20 protein-coding genes are annotated in these 21,911 nt (G+C 38.7%); 3 read left to right on the top strand and 17 right to left on the bottom strand.

Translation table 11 applies throughout. The annotated features are described in order from the left end of the window. Positions 1 to 14: 14 nt before the first annotated feature. Complete coding sequence (locus tag U8D43_RS02160; protein ID WP_335869317.1) at positions 15 to 1,316, bottom strand: NfeD family protein; 1,302 nt, start codon at positions 1,314 to 1,316, stop codon at positions 15 to 17. A gap of 813 nt (positions 1,317 to 2,129) precedes the next feature. Between U8D43_RS02160 and U8D43_RS02155 the strand changes: the two genes are divergently transcribed. Next, a complete protein-coding gene (locus U8D43_RS02155; protein ID WP_335869316.1) occupies positions 2,130 to 2,579 on the top strand; it encodes an SRPBCC family protein in 450 nt (149 codons plus the stop codon). A 37-nt stretch (positions 2,580 to 2,616) separates the two neighbouring features. Here the strand turns inward: U8D43_RS02155 and U8D43_RS02150 are convergent, their stop codons facing one another. Then, the gene (locus tag U8D43_RS02150) at positions 2,617 to 3,063 is read right to left on the bottom strand and encodes a GatB/YqeY domain-containing protein (protein WP_335869315.1); all 447 of its coding nucleotides are present in this window, start codon (positions 3,061 to 3,063) and stop codon (positions 2,617 to 2,619) included. A 17-nt stretch (positions 3,064 to 3,080) separates the two neighbouring features. Continuing rightward, complete coding sequence (gene rpsU / locus U8D43_RS02145; protein WP_006838418.1) at positions 3,081 to 3,254, bottom strand: 30S ribosomal protein S21; 174 nt, start codon at positions 3,252 to 3,254, stop codon at positions 3,081 to 3,083. A gap of 183 nt (positions 3,255 to 3,437) precedes the next feature. On the opposite strand from rpsU, the gene U8D43_RS02140 reads away from it, so the two are divergent. Continuing rightward, positions 3,438 to 4,346: a Na/Pi symporter gene (locus U8D43_RS02140; RefSeq protein WP_335869314.1), complete on the top strand. Its 909-nt coding sequence runs from the start codon at positions 3,438 to 3,440 to the stop codon at positions 4,344 to 4,346. A 156-nt stretch (positions 4,347 to 4,502) separates the two neighbouring features. On the opposite strand, the gene deoC is transcribed toward U8D43_RS02140, so the two are convergent. The 13 genes from deoC to gpr all read right to left on the bottom strand — a co-directional run bounded on the left by deoC (position 4,503) and on the right by gpr (position 20,060). Further along, on the bottom strand, positions 4,503 to 5,174 hold the full coding sequence (deoC, locus tag U8D43_RS02135) for a deoxyribose-phosphate aldolase (protein ID WP_335869313.1): 672 nt from the start codon (positions 5,172 to 5,174) through the stop codon (positions 4,503 to 4,505). Positions 5,175 to 5,389: 215 nt separating this feature from the next. Beyond that, positions 5,390 to 6,745 (bottom strand): tRNA (N(6)-L-threonylcarbamoyladenosine(37)-C(2))-methylthiotransferase MtaB, encoded by a 1,356-nt coding sequence (gene mtaB / locus U8D43_RS02130; protein WP_335869312.1) that lies wholly within the window; start codon positions 6,743 to 6,745, stop codon positions 5,390 to 5,392. Positions 6,746 to 6,749: 4 nt separating this feature from the next. After that, positions 6,750 to 7,505 (bottom strand): 16S rRNA (uracil(1498)-N(3))-methyltransferase, encoded by a 756-nt coding sequence (locus U8D43_RS02125; RefSeq protein WP_335869311.1) that lies wholly within the window; start codon positions 7,503 to 7,505, stop codon positions 6,750 to 6,752. Between the two features lie 22 nt (positions 7,506 to 7,527). Further along, positions 7,528 to 8,469 (bottom strand): 50S ribosomal protein L11 methyltransferase, encoded by a 942-nt coding sequence (gene prmA, locus U8D43_RS02120; RefSeq protein WP_335869310.1) that lies wholly within the window; start codon positions 8,467 to 8,469, stop codon positions 7,528 to 7,530. A 22-nt stretch (positions 8,470 to 8,491) separates the two neighbouring features. Beyond that, entirely contained in the window at positions 8,492 to 9,610 is a 1,119-nt protein-coding gene (gene dnaJ, locus U8D43_RS02115; protein WP_335869309.1) for a molecular chaperone DnaJ, read from the bottom strand. A 570-nt stretch (positions 9,611 to 10,180) separates the two neighbouring features. Next, entirely contained in the window at positions 10,181 to 12,004 is a 1,824-nt protein-coding gene (gene dnaK, locus U8D43_RS02110; RefSeq protein WP_335869308.1) for a molecular chaperone DnaK, read from the bottom strand. Between the two features lie 29 nt (positions 12,005 to 12,033). Continuing rightward, the gene (gene grpE, locus U8D43_RS02105) at positions 12,034 to 12,594 is read right to left on the bottom strand and encodes a nucleotide exchange factor GrpE (protein WP_442893539.1); all 561 of its coding nucleotides are present in this window, start codon (positions 12,592 to 12,594) and stop codon (positions 12,034 to 12,036) included. A 117-nt stretch (positions 12,595 to 12,711) separates the two neighbouring features. After that, a complete protein-coding gene (gene hrcA, locus U8D43_RS02100) occupies positions 12,712 to 13,743 on the bottom strand; it encodes a heat-inducible transcriptional repressor HrcA (protein ID WP_335869307.1) in 1,032 nt (343 codons plus the stop codon). Positions 13,744 to 13,834: 91 nt separating this feature from the next. Continuing rightward, positions 13,835 to 14,965 (bottom strand): radical SAM family heme chaperone HemW, encoded by a 1,131-nt coding sequence (hemW, locus tag U8D43_RS02095; protein WP_335869306.1) that lies wholly within the window; start codon positions 14,963 to 14,965, stop codon positions 13,835 to 13,837. Between the two features lie 189 nt (positions 14,966 to 15,154). After that, positions 15,155 to 16,987 carry a translation elongation factor 4 gene (gene lepA, locus U8D43_RS02090; protein WP_335869305.1) on the bottom strand — a complete coding sequence of 611 codons (1,833 nt, stop codon included), beginning with the start codon at positions 16,985 to 16,987 and terminating at the stop codon, positions 15,155 to 15,157. A gap of 346 nt (positions 16,988 to 17,333) precedes the next feature. Further along, on the bottom strand, positions 17,334 to 17,636 hold the full coding sequence (locus U8D43_RS02085) for a DUF3679 domain-containing protein (protein ID WP_335869304.1): 303 nt from the start codon (positions 17,634 to 17,636) through the stop codon (positions 17,334 to 17,336). Positions 17,637 to 17,683: 47 nt separating this feature from the next. After that, complete coding sequence (gene spoIIP / locus U8D43_RS02080; protein ID WP_335869303.1) at positions 17,684 to 18,850, bottom strand: stage II sporulation protein P; 1,167 nt, start codon at positions 18,848 to 18,850, stop codon at positions 17,684 to 17,686. A gap of 85 nt (positions 18,851 to 18,935) precedes the next feature. After that, the gene (gene gpr, locus U8D43_RS02075) at positions 18,936 to 20,060 is read right to left on the bottom strand and encodes a GPR endopeptidase (protein WP_335869302.1); all 1,125 of its coding nucleotides are present in this window, start codon (positions 20,058 to 20,060) and stop codon (positions 18,936 to 18,938) included. 207 nt (positions 20,061 to 20,267) lie between these two features. On the opposite strand from gpr, the gene rpsT reads away from it, so the two are divergent. Continuing rightward, complete coding sequence (rpsT, locus tag U8D43_RS02070) at positions 20,268 to 20,522, top strand: 30S ribosomal protein S20 (RefSeq protein WP_335869301.1); 255 nt, start codon at positions 20,268 to 20,270, stop codon at positions 20,520 to 20,522. Positions 20,523 to 20,741: 219 nt separating this feature from the next. Here rpsT and holA read toward each other — a convergent pair whose 3' ends face one another. Beyond that, positions 20,742 to 21,761, bottom strand: a complete 1,020-nt coding sequence (holA, locus tag U8D43_RS02065; protein ID WP_335869300.1) for a DNA polymerase III subunit delta — start codon at positions 21,759 to 21,761, stop codon at positions 20,742 to 20,744. Between the last annotated feature and the right edge of the window lie 150 nt (positions 21,762 to 21,911).

The following is a 21,911-nucleotide window of genomic DNA, read 5'->3' as shown; positions in this document are numbered from 1 at the left end:
TCCTCCTTATTGGTTTACAGTTCCCGAACAATAATTCTCGATCCTTCTGTTTTGATTACTTTTACTTTTCTTTCTTCTGGAATATAGCCACCTTCTGAGACTACATCAATTCGTTCGTCTTCGATCATGATTGTTCCAGCCGGACGAAGAGCAGTTTGCGTGATTCCTATCGCACCAATAAGCTCCTCTCGTGTACGATTAGAAACATAACCATTCTCTGTGTTCGTTGAATCCCTTAAAATAATTTTATTAAACAAACTCATTTTTTTGCCAAACACCTTAACTAGCACGACCATTGCAATTATCGCAACAAGTAAGGCGATAATAAGCGACACTCCCATGTACATGACATTTCCGCCTGCCATGATAATACTCCCCAAAATTGCAGCGACCCCAATAATGCCAAAAATCCCTCCAGGCAATAAAAGTTCTATCACGATTAGTATCACACCTACAAGAAATAAGATGATTGTTTCATAACCCGCTAGCCCCGCAACTAGATGTCCATAAAAGAACAATAATAAAGCCGTTAGTCCCATCGCACCTGGAATACCCAATCCAGGTGAATATAGCTCTACGATAAATCCTAAGCTTGCTACAGATAATAAAATAGGCACTACAATTGGATTGGTAAAGAAGCGGGCTAATTTCTCTGCAAAAGACTCATTGATATTGATTACTTCCGCATCATCTAGGTTAAGCAACGTTAAAAGTTCATCAAGATCCTTCACCGTTCCTTCTGAGTACCCAACCTTTTCTGCATTTTTGGCACTTAAGGTAAGCAATGCTCCTTTTGGTGCTCGTAAATCAGGAAGATCAATGTCCTCATCTGCCATTGCGAGCGCATAAATTGGGTCTCTCCCACTATTCTCTGCAGCCGTTTCCATCGTTGTAAGCCAATAGCTTTCGGCTTTCTTTCCTGCCGTATTTCCTTGTTGATCAATAACCGCCGCTGCTCCCATACTCGCCGAAGGCACCATATAGATTTCATCAGCATTTAGAGCAAGAAATGCCCCCGCTGACAATGCTTGTTCGTTAATAAAAGCCACTTTCTTTATTTTTACGTCATTTAATAATTGAGATATATCTGCGGCAGCATCGACGAATCCTCCAGGAGTATCAATATCAAAAATGATCGTATCCGCACCTGCTTCTTCTGCATCTGATATTGCTCTATCTAAAAAAGCCGCTAACCCTTTTTCAACTTCTTTATGTAAAGGGATAATTGCAACTTTTTCATTTTCAGCAGACATGACCGACGGAATAATAAATCCTAATGAAATTAAAAGAGTAATAAAGGGCAATAATTTTTTCATGGTTTACACACCTCCCCTCAACTATTTTATCTAGTTATTTATCTCTTACGGTAAAAAAAGAAATAAGTTTCGAAAACATTCAGTTCTTTATTATTTTTTTGAATCCTTACTCTTACATTATATCTATTTTTACACACAATCATCAACTATCTTTATTCTAATAAGAAAAGCGCAAGGTGTCCGTTTATCGGCGACCAGCATAAGACATGCCGGCTGAATGGTCGCCCTTTGACCTTTTGGGCGGATTGTCTTATGACCTCGAGCCGATGGCACCTGGAGCTAGACAATAAGAAAAGCGCAAGGTGTCCGTTTATCGGCGACCAGCATAAGACATGCCGACTGACTAGGTAATTCTCACCAGCAGAAGTCGACACGAGTAATCGTTTCAGAAGTTGCATATAAGTGCGTGTCGTAATATCCAAGGTGAAAAATATCAATGGTCAAATACTTTCATCAGAAATATTGCTTGTTATGAATGCTTGGAGTACCAAAAAAATATGCAGTAGAAATAAGTATAGAACATGATAGATTCAATTTAAGGTAAACACTTTTCAAACCCATCTATCATGCTCAAAATATTAACGGTATACATTCTCGTATGATACAATAAAAAGACATTTTATAGGTATGGCTAAAACGTACTTGACCGTTTCTTTGTTCGCCTTCTTTTTGTTTGTATCTGCAAAAACGAAAATACAATGCAAAATGTTAAAGAGTTCCTATTATCTTCATGCGTTTAGTAAATGACAGATACCTTTGATCATTTACGTTTATACGTCTTTAAACCTACACCAATGAAAGGGTAGATAGCACTTGCCTATTATTAAGCACCAGATTTATATTGAAAAACCACTCACTGTTTGTTTTGACCTTGCGAGAAACGTAGAAGTACATACAGAAACAACAACCAGAACGAAAGAAAGAGCTATTTGTGGTGTTACAACTGGACTGATGGAAATGGGGGATACAGTCACTTGGGAAGCCATCCATTTTGGAGTTAAACAAAATTTAACAGCTAGGATCATCACGATGGAAAAACCGTACACCTTTACAGATGGTATGGTTAAAGGAGCATTCCACTCTTTCACGCATAGACACGACTTTATAGAAAGTGGTACTGGAACTTTTATGATAGACATCTTTTCGTATAAATCTCCTTTTGGAATTTTCGGGAAAATAGCTGATAAATTATTTTTAGAAAAATATATGAGGCGTTTTATTGTAAATCGCGCAAAAGAGTTGAAAAGAATAGCTGAAAAATAAAAAAACTGAGCGACAGCTAGGCTGTTACTCAGTCTTTTTAGGATAAATACTTCTGAACTATCTTATTGATGAGAGTACCATCTGCCTTACCTTTTACTTTAGGCATAATAGCTCCCATCACTTTCCCTATGTCAGCCTTTGAAGAAGCATTCACTTCTGTGACGGTTTCGCTAACAATCACTTCAACTTCTTGTTCTGAAAGCTGCTTAGGCATATATATGTCGACGTAAGTTAATTCAGATTGAATTTTTTCCACAAGATCGCCGCGATTGGCTTTCTCGAATTCACGGAGGGAGTCTTTGCGTTGCTTTACTTCACGAGAAAGGACTGTCAACTCTTCGTCTTGAGCAAGCTCCGGTTTCCCGAGCTTAATAGCTTCATTTTGTAATGAAGCTTTAAGCATCCTGATTACGGAAAGCTTTTCTTTTTCTTTGTTTTTCATCGCTTGTTTCATATCTTGGTTTAAACGCTCGAGAAGACTCATCGATACACCCTCTCTAATTAAAACTTACGCTTTCTAGCAGCTTCAGACTTCTTCTTACGCTTTACGCTAGGCTTTTCATAGAATTCGCGCTTTCTATACTCTTGTAAAGTTCCAGTTTTGGATACAGAACGTTTGAAGCGACGAAGAGCATCTTCAAGCGATTCGTTTTTACGAACGACTGTTTTTGACATCTCTCTTTCCCTCCCTCCGAACACACTACGCTTACATGACATCTTCAAACATGCAAAGTCCATGTACTTTGCAATTATAATATAAGGAAGAGTTAAGGTCAACAGCTATTCTAAATTCTTCCCTAATTATTATCATTTACTCATAAACTTGTCCATATACATATTTGTAAAGGGGTGTATGAGATGTTGCTGTTTGTTTTTTTTGTTTTATTAGTCGGTTCATTTTTAACTGGCATTCTCATTTTGCGACAAGGTTTGTATACATTATCTGGAGAATCCTTAAAAACTTGGCTTCAAACCTACACTAAAACACCTACCAGAGGGTTAATTGCTGGCACCATCTGTACAGGCATCTTACAAAGTAGCTCGGTCGTAACCGTTATGACAATCGGGTTTGTTTCTGCAGGTATTCTTACCTTCCAACAGTCGATTGGCATTATTCTAGGTACAAATATTGGCACTACTGTCACGTTGGAATTATTCTCCATTTCAATCAGTCAATTGATAATTCCTTTACTCTTGCTCGGTTTATTACTTTCAATTTTTCAAAAAGTCTTTCTAAAAAGCTTAGGATTTATTTTTATCGGACTTTCAATTGTTTTATTATCGATGAACGGCCTCGAATTATTTTCTGATTCTCTTCAAAAAAATTTGGATTTTTCTTCAAATTTCCGTTCTCCGGTCATTTCACTATTATTTGGAATTGTTTTTGCTGCTTGTGTCCAATCTAGTACTGCGACAACTGCTTTTGCCATGAGTCTTGTCTCCTCTCAGCTAATTGGGATAGAAGGAGGCATATTAATTATGTTTGGTGCTAATATTGGTACCTGTATTACGGCTCTATTTGCGAGCATAGGAGGTGGTAAGGAAGCAAGGTTAACCGCTTGGGTTCATGTTTGGTTGAATGTAATCGGAGTAGGAGCCTGTCTACCTTTGGTCCGCTTGCTTGGAGACCTCGCTCAGTTATTAAGCTCGGATCCAGCTGTTCAGCTTGCTCATGCAAGCGTAATCTTCAATGTGGGTACATCACTGCTAGTTCTTCCGTTTACCTCCCAGTTCGAACGCTTTGTGCTCTTTGTTCATGATAGGTAACTGTGTATAACCATTGGAATAAAATACATTTAAATACTATTTTCCCAAAAAATAAGCACTCCATTTTAGCTGCTAAATGAAGTGCTTACTTGTTTGTTAATTTATCGACCTTGTAATCCCTAACCGTTATAATTTCTTAACGAGTATTTTCATTGCTTAATAATCAGAATCACTTGTTAATCCTTGAACAATCTTCACACCAGAACTTGCACCGATTCGAGTCGCACCAGCTTCCATTACCGCTTGAGCATCCTCGACGCTACGAACACCACCAGAGGCTTTCACACCAATATCTGGTCCAACTGTTTTTCTCATTAACGTAACATCTGCTACAGTGGCTCCACCTGTTGAGAATCCAGTTGATGTTTTCACATAATCCGCACCTGCTTTAACGGAAAGCTCGCAAGCAATAACCTTTTCTTCATCCGATAGCAGACTTGTTTCGATTATTACCTTAGATAGTGCTTTTCCCTTAGATGCAGCTACAACTGCACGAATATCACGCTCTACCAATTCTAAATCCCTGTCTTTCAGCGCACCAATATTTATCACCATGTCCACTTCAGTAGCACCATTTTCAATCGCATTTTTCGTTTCGAATGCTTTCGTTTCAGGTGTGGTAGCTCCAAGTGGAAAACCAATGACCGTACAGACCTCCACATCTGAACCTTGTAATTTTTCACTAGAGTATTTTACCCAAGTAGGGTTTACGCAAACAGAGGCAAATTGATGCTCTCTTGCTTCCTCACAAAGTGTGTCCACCTGTTGTTTCGTTGCCTCTGCTTTTAATAGTGTATGATCAATCATTTTTGCTACTTCTTTAGTCATATTTTTCTCTCCTTTCACTCAGTTGTATGTACCTCTTCATCATAACAAATTCTCGTCGAAAAGACGAGTTCTACCTTATTGTTACCCTTTTTATGATTCTCAAACACGATAGCTAAGAAATGAGCAAGGTGTCAGTACCTAGACTTCCACCATTTTAAAAATCACATTTGCTAACTGAATCAAAAAACTCTGTCTAGAAGAGACAGAGTTTTTGCTTAAATAACCGCTTTTTGTACTTCCTTTTCATCTTCCTCTAACACGCGAACAAACTGTCCTTCATTGTAGGGATAGCCGGCTTTGGTTATTTTAACTTTTACAAGCTTTCCAACCATGTCTTCGGTTGCAGGAAATACAACTTTGAGGTAGTTATCTGAATATCCTTCAAATAAACCACTTTCTGCATCGCCTTTGAATTTTTCTTCAGGAATGACTTCGAGAACCTCTCCCTCAAAAAGAGAACAATACTCTTTCGCCAACTGATTTGATAGGGCAATCAGTTCATGTACCCGTTTATTTTTAATTTCTTCATCCACTTGATCATCCATTCTTGCCGCAGGAGTTCCGGTACGTTTGGAGTAAGGGAATACATGAAGTTCGGAAAATTGATGTTTTTTTATAAAATCATAGGTTTCCATGAACTCTTCTTCTGTTTCACCAGGAAAACCGACGATAACGTCCGATGTAACCGCAAGACCAGGTAGAGCTTTCTTTAACTTTTCTAAGCGCTCACCAAAGAATTCCATAGTATACTTTCTCCTCATACGTTTTAACACCGTATTGGAACCTGATTGCAATGGGATATGTAAATGGCGTACGACCAGCTTAGAGCGATCAATTACATCAATTACTTCATCTGTTAATTGGCTTGCTTCAATGGAAGAAATCCGAATTCTCTTCAACCCATTTACTTGTTTTTCTAAATCAGTTAGAAGCATAGCAAGGTTATAATCCTTCATATCTTCCCCATACCCACCTGTATGAATGCCAGTAAGTACAATTTCTTTATAGCCTGCATCCACAAGTTGCTGAGCTTGATGAATGACTTCCTCTGGATCACGAGAACGCATTAAGCCACGAGCCCATGGGATAATACAAAACGTACAAAAATTGTTGCAACCTTCTTGGATTTTCAAAGAGGCTCTAGTTCGGTCAGTGAATGCAGGAACATCAAGCTCTTCATACACACGATTCTTCATGATGTTTTTCACCGCATTAATAGGTTCTCGTTCTTGTTTAAATTGTTCAATATAAGCTAACATTTTCTGACGATCTTGTGTACCCACGACGATATCTACACCAGGAATCGCCATAATTTCGGCAGGTGATGTTTGGGCATAACAGCCGGTTACACAAATAACCGCATCAGGATTCTTACGAATCGCACGACGAATAACTTGACGGCTTTTTTTGTCTCCAGTATTCGTAACAGTACATGTATTAATCACGTATACATCTGAAGATTTTTCGAAATCAACACGATCATATTGATTTTCTTTAAACAACTGCCAAATCGCTTCAGTTTCATAATGGTTTACTTTACAGCCTAGTGTGTGAAAAGCGACAGTCGGCATGTCCTCACCTCATTAGTTCAAATTTAAAAGATATAGATGATAATGCATATAGCGGCGCTGTTTCCGTTCGAAGAATACGAGGTCCTAGTCCGCAAGCTAGAAAATTATGTTGAAGGAATGCCTCCACTTCTTTCGAGGATAGACCGCCTTCTGGACCAAAGATAATCAAAATACTCTCGTCTGGTTTAACCTTTGATAAAATCGTTGCAAAAAGGGCTTGTTCCCCTTCTTTTGCCGATTCTTCGTAGGCGACTATTTTATGATCGTATTCTTCACTCAGTTTTAACAGTTTTTGCATATGAATCGGTTCATCTACAGTAGGGATGATTGTTCGGTGTGATTGCTCAGCCGCTTCCTTAGCAATTTTCCCCCAACGTTCTCTTTTTTTTGCTGATTTTTTTGGATCCCATTTTACAATAGAGCGATCCGCTTTAAAAGGGATAAACCGCACTGCACCTAGCTCTGTTCCCTTTTGGATGATATATTCAAGCTTATCCCCTTTCGGCAGCCCGCTCACAATCGTGACGTTCACTGGGAGTTCTTTGCTTTCATCTATCCATTCTACAATGGATGCTGTAACAGTTTCACTGGAAATCTCATCTATTTTCGCGAGAACTGATTGTCCATTTAAAAAGACACAGTAGAAACGATCATTCACATTCATTCGCATGACTCGTACCATATGATGGGCATTTTCGCCATCCATAATAAAAGAGGAATGATCAACGCTTCCATTAGCATTAACAAAATACCTTTGCATTTCCTTCACCTCTTAACACTACTTAAGCAGGCCGTTTAGCAATCATTGCTACCCAGTCTTCCATTACAAGCACTTCTTCGATTTTAAAACCAACATTCTGTAGAGCATCCTTCACTTCCTGCTTTTTAGGTTGAATGATACCGGACGTAATAAAATAACCTCCTGGCTTGACAAGTTCAAATGCTTCTTTCGTAAAACGTAAAATTATTTCAGCTAAGATATTTGCCACAATTACATCAGTCTGGCCTAATTTGCCTTCTAAAAGATTATTTTGAGAGACTGTTACTACGTCTTCTACTTTATTTAGTTCTACATTTAACCTTGCTGAACGAACCGCTACTTCATCTAAATCGAGTGCATCGACCGATTTAGCACCAAGCATAGCTGCTGCAATACTTAAAACTCCGGAACCTGTCCCCACATCGAAGATATCATCTCCGTGGCGAACCGTTCTTTCTAGTGCTTGAATACACATTACAGTTGTAGGATGGGTCCCTGTTCCAAAGGCCATTCCTGGATCTAGTTCAATGATCAGCTCGTCACTAGAAACTGGTTGATAATTCTCCCAAGTAGGTACAATAGTAAATCGTTCTGAAATTTTGACTGGGTGATAGTATTTTTTCCAAGCGGTTGCCCAATCTTCTTCATTTATTTCAGAAATTTCAACTTTGTTAAGACCAATATCAATATCATAAGACATTAAGTTATTAACAGAGAGCTTAATTTCTTCAATCGTCTCACCTAGAAAGCTATTAACAGGTAAATACGCTTTTACCATAACCCCTTCTTCGGGATAATCATCAGGATTGAGCTGGTAGAGCTCTCCAAACTGATCTTCTCTTTCCTTGACAAGTTCAAACGGATCTTCAATCACGACTCCACTTGCACCTGCTTCATGCAATATATTGGAAACCGGTTCAATTGCTTCGTTAGTCGTATGAATACTAATTTCAGACCACTTCATTGCTCTACCAACTCCATTTCAATTATTCACCTTTGAAGGCACGTTTTACTTTGTCAAAAATACTGTGATGCTGCTCATCGGGCATTCCGCCACTGATATCAGCAAACTCACGCAATAAAGATTTTTGTTTATCTGATAATTTGGTTGGCGTAACAACTTTCACAATCACGTGCTGGTCACCTTGCCCGTATCCTCTAACATTTGGTACACCTTTACCTTTTAGGCGGAAACGTGTGCCTGTTTGCGTTCCTGCTGGCACTTTTAACTTCACTTTTCCATGAAGAGTCGGTACTTGAATTTCGTCACCTAGCGTTGCTTGAGAAAAATGTAAAGGCATTTCACAATAAATATCGTCACCATCTCGTTCAAAGAAATCATGCGTTCTTACATGGAATACCACATATAAATCCCCGGCCGGTCCTCCGTTCACTCCAGGTTCACCTTGACCTGTAACACGAAGTTGTTGACCATCATCAATTCCTGCTGGCACTTTCACACTAATTTTACGGCGTTTCCTTACTTTTCCTTTTCCACCACAAGTAGAACATTTATGCTTAATCGTTTGTCCTGTTCCATCGCAATGGTTACATACCCGACGATTAACAATTCGACCAAATGGCGTATCTTGTTCTACATTTAATTGACCTGTTCCTTGACAATGAGAACATGTTTCTGGCTTAGTTCCTGGTTTAGCGCCGTTCCCCTTACAAGTTTCACACGTTTCTTCATTTGGTATATCTATTTCAGTGTCTTTCCCAAAAGCCGCTTCTTCAAAGCTTAACGTCATTGTATACTGAAGATCTGCTCCCTGACGTGGGGCATTAGGATCACGGCGTCTTCCGCCTCCACCACCGAAGAATGAATTAAAGATATCTTCAAAACCGCCAAAACCGGCAGCTCCTCCGCCACCAAACCCTTGATTTGGATCAGTATGACCATAGCGATCATAGTGAGCGCGCTTTTGCTCATCACTCAACGTTTCATAAGCATCTTTCACTTCTTTAAACTTCTCGTTTGCATCCGCTTCTTTATTGATGTCTGGATGGAACTTTTTAGAGAGTTTTCGATATGATTTTTTAATCTCATCTTGAGAAGCACTTTTCCCCAAACCTAATACTTCGTAATAATCCCTTTTACTCATCAGACCAACACTCCCGTTTCGTTTCGCATAAAGGTTATTTTAACACACAAAAAAAAATAATATCAAGACTAAAAGCGAAAGTGGCTGTTTTAGGACGGTAGGCATCTGACAGAACACGTAGTGAATCTTGATTCACGCAGTGGGCTGACAAATGCCCGAGTCCTTAGCCACTGCAGCTTGATAAGACTAAAAGCGAAAGTGGCTGTTTTAGGACGGTAGGCATCTGGCAGAACACGTAGTGAATCTTGATTCACGCAGTGGGCTGACAAATGCCCGAGTCCTTAGCCACTGCAGCTTGATAAGACTCCCTGCTGAAGTGACTACCTCTTCCACTTTTTTCCTAAGGCTGTTTTCGCAAAGATTTTGTTCTTCGATTCAGTCTATAAACGGTGATATCGCTTCGTTTCCGGGTACCTTTTCGTCTATCTTTGATGGGTATCAACTGCAAATTGGAGGATTCCATCTAAAATTAGACTAAAGAGCCAAAATGTATACGAAATGAGCTTTTCCTAAACAAAAAGCCAAAGTCAAGAACTTCCTGACTTTGACTTTTTATTTTGTCAGCCAATCTTATTTATCGTCGTTTACTTCTTCAAAGTCTGCATCGACCACATTATCGTCTTTTTTGCCTTCTTCAGCACCTTCAGCACCTTGAGCTTGTTGAGCAGCTTCTTCGTATAACTTCATTGAAAGAGCTTGAACAATTTCTTGAAGAGTATCTTTCTTTTCACGAATTTCAGCTAATTCATTTTTCTCAATCGCTGCTTTTAGGGCTTCTTTTGCTTCTTCTGCTTTTTTCACTTCTTCTTCTTCCACTTTACCTTCAAGATCTTTAAGTGTTTTTTCTGTTGTAAACACTAGTTGATCTGCTTCGTTACGAAGTTCTACTTCTTCTTTACGAGCTTTATCCGCATCTGCATTTTCTTCAGCTTCTTTAACCATGCGCTCGATTTCGTCTTCTGAAAGACCTGATGATGACTTGATCGTTATGTTTTGCTCTTTTCCTGTGCCAAGGTCTTTTGCCGTTACGTTCACGATACCATTTTTATCGATATCGAATTTCACTTCTACCTGAGGTACACCGCGTGGTGCTGGCGGGATATCAGCAAGTTGGAATCGTCCAAGCGTTTTATTATCATTCGCCATTGGGCGCTCACCTTGTAAAACATGAATGTCTACGGCAGTTTGATTATCAGCTGCAGTTGAGAACACTTGTTGTTTAGATGTTGGAATTGTCGTATTACGATCAATTAATTTTGTGAATACGCCACCCATTGTCTCAATACCAAGTGATAGTGGAGTCACGTCTAGTAACACAACGTCTTTCACGTCACCTGTAAGTACTCCACCTTGGATAGCTGCACCCATCGCTACTACTTCATCTGGGTTAACGCCACGATGTGGTTCTTTTCCTGTTGCTTTTTTAATGGCTTCTTGAACAGCTGGGATACGAGTTGATCCACCCACCAAGATTACTTTATCAAGCTCTGAAGCTGAAAGACCAGCATCTTTAAGCGCCTGACGAGTTGGAACCATTGTACGCTCAACTAAATCTGCAGCTAACTCTTCAAATTTAGCACGAGAGAGCGTTACTTCTAAATGAAGTGGTCCCGCTTCTCCAGCTGTAATAAATGGCAATGAAATTTGAGTAGAAGCCACTCCTGAAAGGTCTTTTTTCGCTTTTTCAGCAGCATCTTTTAAACGTTGTAGAGCCATTTTATCTTTAGATAAATCAATTCCGTTGTCCTTTTTGAAGTCCTCAACCAAGAAATCGATAATCACTTGGTCAAAGTCATCTCCACCTAGGCGATTATCACCAGCTGTTGAGCGTACTTCAAAAACGCCATCTCCAAGTTCTAGAATAGATACGTCAAACGTTCCACCACCAAGGTCATACACAAGGATTGTTTGATCTTCATCCATTTTGTCTAAACCATAGGCTAGAGCTGCCGCTGTTGGTTCGTTAATGATTCTTTCTACTTCTAATCCAGCAATTTTACCAGCGTCTTTCGTTGCTTGACGTTCAGCATCATTGAAGTAAGCAGGAACTGTAATAACCGCTTTTTCAACGGTTTCTCCTAAGTAATCTTCTGCATATCCTTTGATATATTGCAGAATTAACGCAGAAATTTCTTGAGGTGTATACTCTTTTCCTTCTGCTTCAATTTTATGACTTGTTCCCATATGACGTTTAACAGAAATAATCGTATTTGGGTTTGTAATCGCTTGACGCTTCGCAACTTCCCCTACTTGCTTTTCACCATTTTTAAATGCAACAACAGATGGTGTTGTACGTCCACCTTCAGGATTTGGAATTACTTTTGGTTCTCCACCCTCTAGGACTGCAACACATGAGTTTGTTGTTCCTAAGTCAATACCGATAATTTTGCTCATGTTTTTTCCTCCTTCATATCTCTATGTAATTATTGATTTACTTTTACCATCGCTGGTCGAAGTACTCTATCTTTCAGTTTATACCCTTTTTGGAACTCTTCAAGCACAATATTGCTTTCTTTTTCTGTGTCTTCTACTTGCATGACCGCTTGATGTAAATTCGGGTCAAATGGTTGGTCGACAGCTTGAATCGCTGTTAAGCCTTCTTTCGTTAAAGCATCTGTTAGACTGCGATAGACCATGTCCATTCCCTGCAAAAGAGTTTTGGTTTGTTCGTTATCCGGTTCCAAGTTTAACGCACGCTCAAAGTTGTCAAGGGCTGGAAGAATATCAGAAATGACACTTTGTGCTCTATATTTTTCACTCGCCTCACGATCTAAGTTCACTCGGCGACGGAAATTATCAAAGTCGGCACGAAGTCGAAGATAACGTGTTTCTTCATCTACTAGCTTTTCTTCTAATTCGCTCACTTTTGAAGAGAGACCTTCAGCTTTACCCGCTTCCTCTGTTTCATCAAAGATGGGTTCAACTACTTCTGTTTCGACCTCAACTTCTTCTAGTGGTTGTTCATTTTTAGTTTCTTCATTCATGTGTATCACCTCCTTGAAAGGATAAAAAACCAGAATTCGCCCCCACCAATAATTCTCTGTTGTTTTGAGAATATTGTCAAAACATCCATCGACTTATCTTTACCAATATGGCCAGTCTCATTCGCTTTGATACAGCTTGGTTAAAGCTTTAGACATATCCGTAGTGATAAAGTTTAACAGACTAATTACTCGCGAATATTCCATCCGTGTTGGACCTAATATGGCAATAGTCCCAACTTGATTGCTTCCAACTGAGAAAGAAGCTGATATAAGACTACAATCTTCCATTACTAGAGAGTCATTTTCTTTGCCGATTTTCACTTGAATCCCATTTGGAAGCTGAGAAATCAACTTATAGATCCCTTGTTCATGCTCAATCATATGCAATAGCTTTTTCACTTTATTTAAATCATGAAATTCTGGCTGATTTAGCATATTCGTTTTGCCACCAAAATACAGTTTTTCATTTGACGGTAAATTCAAAGCGTCTGAAATAGATAGGAGCACCAGATCATATCTCTGAATATGTTGCTTCAGCAAAACAGCTACTTCCTTATAAATCTTGTCATGTAATTCCACAAGTGGTATACCAATAAGTCGTTCATTTAGGATGTTCGCCATTTTTTCTAGATCACTTGAATCAATTCCTGGTGGAAGTGTAAACATTTTGTTTTCTACATGGCCTGTATCCGTGACGATTATCGCGATAGCCGTTTCCTGATTTAACGGAATGATTTGGAGTTTTTTCACTCTATTTTCACGGACTAAGGAACCAAGAGCTATAGTTGTATAATTGGTTAATTCGGAAAGAATACCTGCAGATTTCTGCACTACATTTTCCATCTCGAAAATTCTTTCCGCAAAGACCGATTGGATTTTTTGCATATCTTGTTTGTTCAAAGTGTGAGGAGAAAGCAAATGGTCAACATAATATCGATACCCTTTTTCAGAAGGAATCCGTCCAGAAGAGGTATGTGGTTTCTCAATGAATCCTAACTCTTCTAAATCAGCCATTTCATTGCGAATGGTTGCAGAGCTAAATACAATGTCCTCTTTTTTTGACAAACTTCTTGATCCCACTGGTTGAGCAGAGCGGATAAAGTCATCAATGATTATTTGTAAAATCAAAAGTTGTCGATCCGTCAACATTATTTATCACCTCTGTTAGCACTCTTTAACAACGAGTGCTAAATCTAATAATAAATTATCAAAATGACAAACCCCTGTCAATGGTTTTACCTTATTGTAAAAAAGATTGGAACACTTCATTCCCTAAAAACTTTCCTTTGTTCGTCAACCGAACCCAGCCAGAGTTGTCTTCAATGAGTTCTTTCTTAGTTAAATCTATCATTGCGGCTGAAAACACGTCGTAGAGATCTATTTCGTATTTTATTAGGAAGTTTTCACGAGATACCCCTTCCATTTTCCTCAATCCGAGGAACATTTCTTCCTCCATTTTCTCCTTTTTGGACACCGGAATTTCTTCAATGAAAGGTAGTTTATTTTCTTGTAATGGTTGCATATATTTTCTTAATGGTCCATAGTTTGCCCGTCTTACTCCTGCCATATAACCATGAGAACCTGCACCAAAACCGTAATATTCCTCATTATTCCAATACACAAGATTATGTTTACTCTCAAAGCCTGGTTTCGCAAAATTACTAATTTCATACTGCTTCAATCCGTAATTATCCATTTTTTTCATCAATAATTCAAACATATCTGCTTCTTTATCCTGTCCTGGTAGTGGCAGTTGGCCTTTTTGCATTAAATTATAAAAGATGGTTTTGGGTTCAATAATTAGTGAATAACTCGAATAATGAGGAAGATCTAAAGCTAGTGCCGCATCTAAAGTTTCTTCAAAATCTGAAATGGTTTGAGTCGGTAAGCTATAAATTAAATCAATGCTAATATTTTCAAATCCGGTTTCTTTTGCCGTGGCGATTGAGGTATACACTTCTTCAGCGGTATGGGTACGACCGATTTTTCTTAATAAGTCATTGTTAAAAGACTGAACACCAAAGCTAAGGCGATTGACTCCATTCGAACGTAAAACCTCTAATTTTTCTTTTGATAAGTCTCCTGGATTCGCTTCAAATGTGAATTCTCCCCTTTGGTAAGGTAAATGATTGCGAATGCTGCTACAAAGAATATCCAACTGTTTGGAACTTAAAGAAGTAGGAGTACCACCACCCACAAAAATCGTTTGAATATCCTCCGTTGGAAATTGTTCAAGTGTTACTTTTATCTCTTGGTCTAAAAAATGTAAATATTCATCAACCGGCTGCCCTTTTAAAAATACTTTATTAAAATCGCAGTAATGACAAATATGTTCACAAAACGGAATATGAATATAAGCAGCAGAAACCATTCTCTTCCCTCTCTCTTGAATATATTAATTGTGTTGCATAGAAAAAAGGGGTACAAGCTTTTGCTCTCCCCCTCCATTTTTTCTTATTGGTTGGTTCTTTCAATTCAGGCTTGCTTCTGCTAGTTAGAAACAAACGGTCATAATTTTTTTCGTTTATTTCATCAAGATACACTAACTCTAGTAGCAAGGCTACTTATTTGAATTGTCATCTAAATTTAGGACAGCCATAAACGCTTCTTGGGGGACTTCAACAGAACCTACTTGCTTCATCCGTTTTTTCCCCTCTTTTTGTTTATCAAGAAGTTTTCGTTTACGAGAAATGTCTCCACCATAACATTTAGCTAACACATTTTTTCTCATAGCCTTGATTGTGGATCGTGCCACAATTTTATTTCCAACTGCCGCTTGGATTGGTACTTCAAACTGTTGACGTGGAATTAATTCTCTAAGCTTATCAACAATACCTTTTCCTCGCTCATAAGCAAAATCCCTATGAACGATAAAGCTTAACGCATCTACCTGTTCTGCGTTCAATAAAATATCCATTTTCACTAGATTGGATTCTTTATACCCAATCAATTCATAGTCAAAAGAAGCATATCCTTTTGTACTAGATTTCAATTGATCAAAAAAGTCATAAACAATCTCCGAGAGTGGAATTTCATAAACAATACTCACGCGAGTTTCATCTAAGTATTGCATATCAACAAATATTCCGCGTTTTTTTTGACATAATTCCATGACTGCACCGACATAATCATTCGGGACCATAATCGTTGCTTTTACGTAAGGTTCTTCGATTTTAGCAACTTTTTGAGGGTCCGGCATTGCTGAAGGGTTATCTACTTTTAAGATTTCATCGGATGTTAAATAAACATCATAGATAACACTTGGAGCAGTCGTAATTAAATCAATTTTAAATTCACGTTCAATTCGCTCTTGAATGATTTCCATATGTAGCAGTCCTAAGAAACCACAACGGAAGCCAAACCCTAATGCTTGTGATGTTTCTGGTTCAAATTGAAGCGCAGAATCATTCAATTCAAGCTTTTCGAGAGCTTCACGGAGATCAATGTATTTTGCCGAATCAATCGGATACATCCCGCAATAGACCATAGGATTTAAACGACGATACCCTGGTAAAGCTTCTTGGGCAGGGTTTTCCACACTGGTAATTGTATCCCCCACTCGAGTGTCACCTACGTTTTTAATCGCCGCTGTCAGGAATCCAACATCGCCCACTGTTAACTCGTCTCTTGGAGTGGCTTTTGGGGTAAATACGCCTATTTCATTCACTTCAAATTCTTTTCCAGTTGCCATCATTTTGATTTTATCGCCTTTTTTCACCGTGCCTTCTACAACACGAATATAAGCAACAACGCCGCGATACGCATCGTATAGCGAGTCAAAAATCAAGGCTTTAAAAGGAGCAGATGGATCTCCTTGAGGTGCAGGAACTTTCTCTACAATTTGTTCTAGAATATCTTCAATCCCTATACCAGCTTTTGCAGAAGCTAGTACAGCTTCTGAAGCATCTAGGCCAATGACATCTTCCACTTCTTGACGCACACGCTCTGGGTCTGCTGCCGGAAGGTCGATTTTATTTATTACCGGTAAAATTTCTAAGTTATTATCAAGAGCTAAATAAACATTCGCTAACGTTTGCGCTTCAATTCCTTGAGCAGCATCTACGACAAGAATGGCTCCTTCGCATGCTGCTAAGCTACGAGACACTTCATATGTAAAATCCACATGACCAGGGGTATCAATTAAGTGGAAAGTATAATCTTCCCCATCCTTTGCTTTGTACGTTAATTGAACAGCGTTTAACTTAATCGTAATTCCTCTTTCACGTTCAAGATCCATGGAATCTAGTAATTGTGCTTTCATTTCACGAGACGTAAGAGCATTTGTTTTTTCTAAGATTCGATCTGCTAACGTAGATTTCCCATGATCGATATGGGCAATAATTGAGAAATTTCTAATATTCTTCTGTCTTTTTAAGTTTTCTTCACGGTTCATTTCAGTTCACTCCTGTTAATCGACACATGTACACTATTTTGAATTATATCAGCACAAAACACAAGATACAACTAAAAGCGAAAGAGGCTGCCCTGAGACGGCAGGCATCTGGCAGAACACGTAGTGAAGCCTGCTTCACGTAGTGGGCTGACAAATGCCCGAGTCTCAAGCCACTGCAGCTGATCACCAAAAGGCAACTAGCACCCTCATGACCTTCATCCAGTAAATTTAAGTAAAAGTAGATCGTGTTAACACATTATTCCCCAAATTAAGCCAACATCTCCATACGAAAATCGGTAAAAACAAATATCCCGTTGCCCAACCTGACAAACGGGATGACTTATAGCTACAGAAACGATGAGAAGAAATGAATCAAACCTTCAACCACACTTGATACCGTGTTTGCCAATACTTTTCCTACAGAAGAAAAAATATTATACGATTTCATACGCTGTAGCTTCTCTTGTTTTTCAGCAATTGTTTCATTGGAATAGGAGAATTCTTCCTGTTGTGAAAGCTGGCTTAGTGGATCAACTGCTACTTCCCCCTTCATATCAGTCATCCCAGTAGAAGCTGTTTGCATCCCAATTAGTACACCGAGAAACAGGGTCAAAAGGAGCAGAAGGCATTTCCCAAAAAATGTTGTCACTTTCATCACACCCTTTTCAGGATCAGTCGTCCCTTGTAATGGTCTAATTACTCGCTAGAAGGTGCAGATACTTTTTCCGCCTGCCAGTAATATTCAGCAAAGCTTTTTGCAAAAGCTTCTGCAGAACGATTTAATTCTTCAAACGTATTATCCACTCCACCAAATTCAATCAGCATTGCTTTTTCAGATAAATCTTGATTAAATTTCCCGTTAGTTCCTGCACCTTTCTTTTCAATGATTCCGCGCGATAATCCTGGATAGTGTTTTTCTAACAGATTGTGTAACGCCGTCGCAACCTTTAGATTCTCTTCATAATTCGGATGCTCTGCCCCAACAACAAAGGCTAATTTAGCAAAGGGTTGTCCACCTATGGTTGTGGTTGTAACCCCTTTTCTTTGAGCATCACGGTGAATATCTATTAGATAGAGTAAATCCCTATGTTCTGTGACGGAAGCTTGGACAACCTGTCTTGATTCTTCATACGCGTTAAAATATTCAATTCCCTTTTGATTCAAGCGAGCAACGATGTCACTCTTATCTGTGATAGTTCCTATCCCTAAGCCTTCCAGTTCAGTTTCGAGTTTATCTCCAATTTTCGTAACATTTATTTGGGAATGATGAGCAGAATCGGGATCCGTTATTCCTTTTAAATACGGTAAAAAAGATTCTCTTGTATGAGTAAAATAGATATAGACTTTCTCTTCTCCACTTCCCGTATAAGGGGGTGGATTATCAGGAGAAACCCCCTCTGTATTTTGCAGCTCTGCTTCCTTTTCAAATGTATCCATTGGAGGGAGTGACTCAATAGGCAGATTCGTGTAATTCGTTCCTTCTCCTGCAACCACGATATTTCCATCAAATATTGAAAATCCAGGAAGCTCTCTACCTAAGTAACTTCTCGGGTCTTCAAAACGAATATTTGTCGTCATTGACAGTAGCAATTCAGATGTAGTTGGCCAAACACTGTCGCCAGAATTTCCACTTTGAAACATATGATTTTCTAAAGTGAATAGACTAAATAAACTCTCACCTGAGATATGCTCGGCTGCTCTATGAACAGAATCTGATTTTATTCGATATTCAGGCTTTAGCGTAGTCAGGAAGCCTGAAATCACAAAAATAGAAAGAAGTGAGCAAAGAAAAACAAAAATGCCTTTTGCAATAGTAGTGATATTAATGGCTACGATGGTATGGGACGACTTTAACGATTTCATGCTTCCACCCTCTCTAATAAACTCTATTAGAGACTATGATGTTACTAGAGATAGTAGAACTAAAGATCCCAAATCAGACCATGGTTTACCTAGTTTTAAATCCTACATTCTGCTGATTCACCGCTTCATGTAAAGCTGAGTTTAGACCATTGGCAATTAAATTGGCCATGTCCTCAATAAACACATCAACCTCTTTCGGGGTGACCATTAAATTATGTCCTATAGGGGCAAGCACTTCATGAATCAGCTTTCTTTTTTCTTCCTCTTCTAATGTTCCAATCATTCCTAAAAATGTTTTTCGCTGCTCTTCAGGTGGTAGATCTTCCTCAGTGAATGTTTTCTTCTCTCCGAAGGTCATCCCTGCAGGAACGAGAGAACGCGAAGGCTTACCTCCTTCTCTCATTTCTCTTCCAAAATGTTTTAGTAGATAGTCGACGGTATCACTGGCAATCGTCACGGCATCTACGACGGTCGGAACCCCTACGGCAATAACCGGTATGCCCAGCGTCTCCTCACTAAGTTCTTTGCGCTTATTTCCGACTCCTGAGCCTGGATGAATACCTGTATCAGATATTTGAATAGAGGCGTTGACTCTTTCTACATTTCGCGCAGCTAGTGCGTCCACCGCAATAATAAAATCTGGTTTTGATTTTTCAACGATACCGTAAATAATATCACTTGTTTCAATCCCAGTAATCCCCATCACTCCTGGAGCCACTGCACTAGTCGGACGATACCCTTTTTCAACACTTTCAGGCTGAAGGGCAAATAAATGCCTTGTAACAATCACGTTTTCACAGACAATCGGTCCTAATGCATCTGGGGTAACATTCCAGTTTCCTAACCCCACGATTAAAGCGCTGGCTTCTTTTGCAATTCCTTTGTTTTGTAGAAATCCACTGAACTCTTTAGCAAATATTTCCTCAACTTGTTGTTGAAGATCAGAGTTTTCTTCACGAATCCCAACAGCTTCAATTGTTAAATATTGGCCTGTTTTTTTGCCAATTACCTTCTCACCTTCAGGAGTAATTGTGACATTTGAAACTTTAACCCCATTGATTTCACGTTCTTTTATAATGACGCCGTCTAAAGTGGTACGATTAGTTTCCACTCCTTCTTTCTCTTGACCCTCTAAGGCTATCTCTCTCGCTTCAACCGCTAAATCGGTTCTTACGGAGTAGTTCGACAAATCTAATGGCTCATGACCCATAAAGGATTTCACCTCCAAAAAAGATAGTTCAAGCTTAAGATAGTTTGCCCTGTGAAAATTTTCTTCATTCATATTCAACGGTTTCTGAAGGAAGAGTATTGCAATCCGCTCTATCGTTTGGTAAAATATCATTTGTTCTCATTTAAAATGAAAAATGTAATTATCGAGTAAAATAGAATCTCGATCGCTATTTAGGAGGTGACAGGAATGCCAAATATTAAATCTGCCATCAAACGCGTAAAAACTAATGAAGTTCGTCAAGCGCAAAACGTTATGGTTAAGTCTTCTATGCGTACAGCAGTTAAGAAATTTGAAGCTGCAGTTGTGAATAACGACAGTAATTCAGCTGAATACCTTAAAAGTGCAGTGAAGCAATTAGATAAAGCTGCTCAAAAAGGCCTTATTCACAAGAATACTGCTAACCGTACAAAAGCTCGCTTAATGAAAAAAGTGAACGCTTAATAAAAAAAAAACGATCTCTTGAGATCGTTTTTTTATTTGCACTTTTCATGAATTTTGTTGCTCTTGACACAAAAGAAGAAACAAACAAAAAAGGTTTTTTTGTGATTTCCTACTTTAAGTCTAGAAAAAATTTCTCGGTGGGAAAAGAGCATGAAGTCAAATCATTAACCGGTGTTACTCTTTTGCCATAAAGCCTTAATATTTTCGACCTTCTCATAATTATTCTCCATGAATCTTTAATAAAAAAAGCTCTACAATCAACTCTTTGCTTCGTCTTCCTGTTTTCATATCAAAATCACCTTCTGAAAGTAGTAGCATTATTTTGCTCAATTGTTCATCAGAAAAAGACTTTGCTTGTCCTGCTGCTAACTTGACGCGAAAGGGGTGTACCCTCAGAAAAGTGGCTATCTTTTGTTGCCCATATCCTTTCCTAGATAGCTCCTTTACTTGATAAATCAATCGAAATTGACCTGCTAAAATCGCTAAAATTTTAATAGGCTCTTCGTTTTGCTTCAATAAATCGTAATATATTCGAAGAGCTTCCTGTGTTTGATTGTGGATTACTTTTTCTACAAGAGAAAAAACATTTTGTTCTAAAGATCTTGCGACTAGTTGGTCGACCATTTCTGCTGTGATTCGTTTCGTTTCATATGCAAATAAAGCTAATTTGTCAATTTCGCTCGTCAACATCATTAAGTTTGTTCCTGACAAAGTCAGCAAAGTTACTACAGCGTCTTCATCAATTTGTACACCACTTAGTGCAGAACGCTCACGTATCCACGTTTTTATTTCATATTCGCTTAATTTTTTTGCTTCAAGGACAGTTGCAGAATTTTTCAAGGCTTTGGTAATTTTTTTTCGTTCGTCCAATTTTTCATAAGGTGCAACAAACACCAAAATGGAATAAGGTGCTGGCGAGCCAAGATATTGCTGGAGTTTATCCAGATTATGTTCTATTTTTTCTTTTGTTTTTTCTGCTGTTAAAAAAACAGGGTTATGTAATAGAACCACTCTTCTCTCACCCATAAATGGAAAGGTCTCTGCATCTTCTAACGCCACTTCAATTGGAACTTCTTGTAAATCAAATGATGCAAAATTAAAATCCATTTCTTCAGGAGATAGCGCGTGCATGGTCAACTTTTGCTTCGTTTCATTAATGAGAAAGCTCTCTGTACCATAGAGTAAGTAGAGAGAGGAAAAATTACCTTTTTCGAATTCGTTCCATAATTTTGATACCACTATTAACCGCTCCAATGTGTTTAATTCTTACATTCTTATCGTAAGGAAGCTTAGTTAAATATGCAAGAGGAAAGAGCGGAAACCTTATCAAAAAAGGACCCGCTCCTAGATCTATATAAACGCCAAGAAAAAAGACCTAGGACTCTTAAT

This window comes from Bacillus sp. 2205SS5-2 (genome assembly GCF_037024155.1).
In the GTDB taxonomy this organism is placed as follows: Bacteria; Bacillota; Bacilli; order Bacillales; family Bacillaceae_K; genus Bacillus_CI.
Note: the sequence above shows the minus strand (reverse complement) of the source record. Positions and strands in the feature narration are given on the sequence as shown.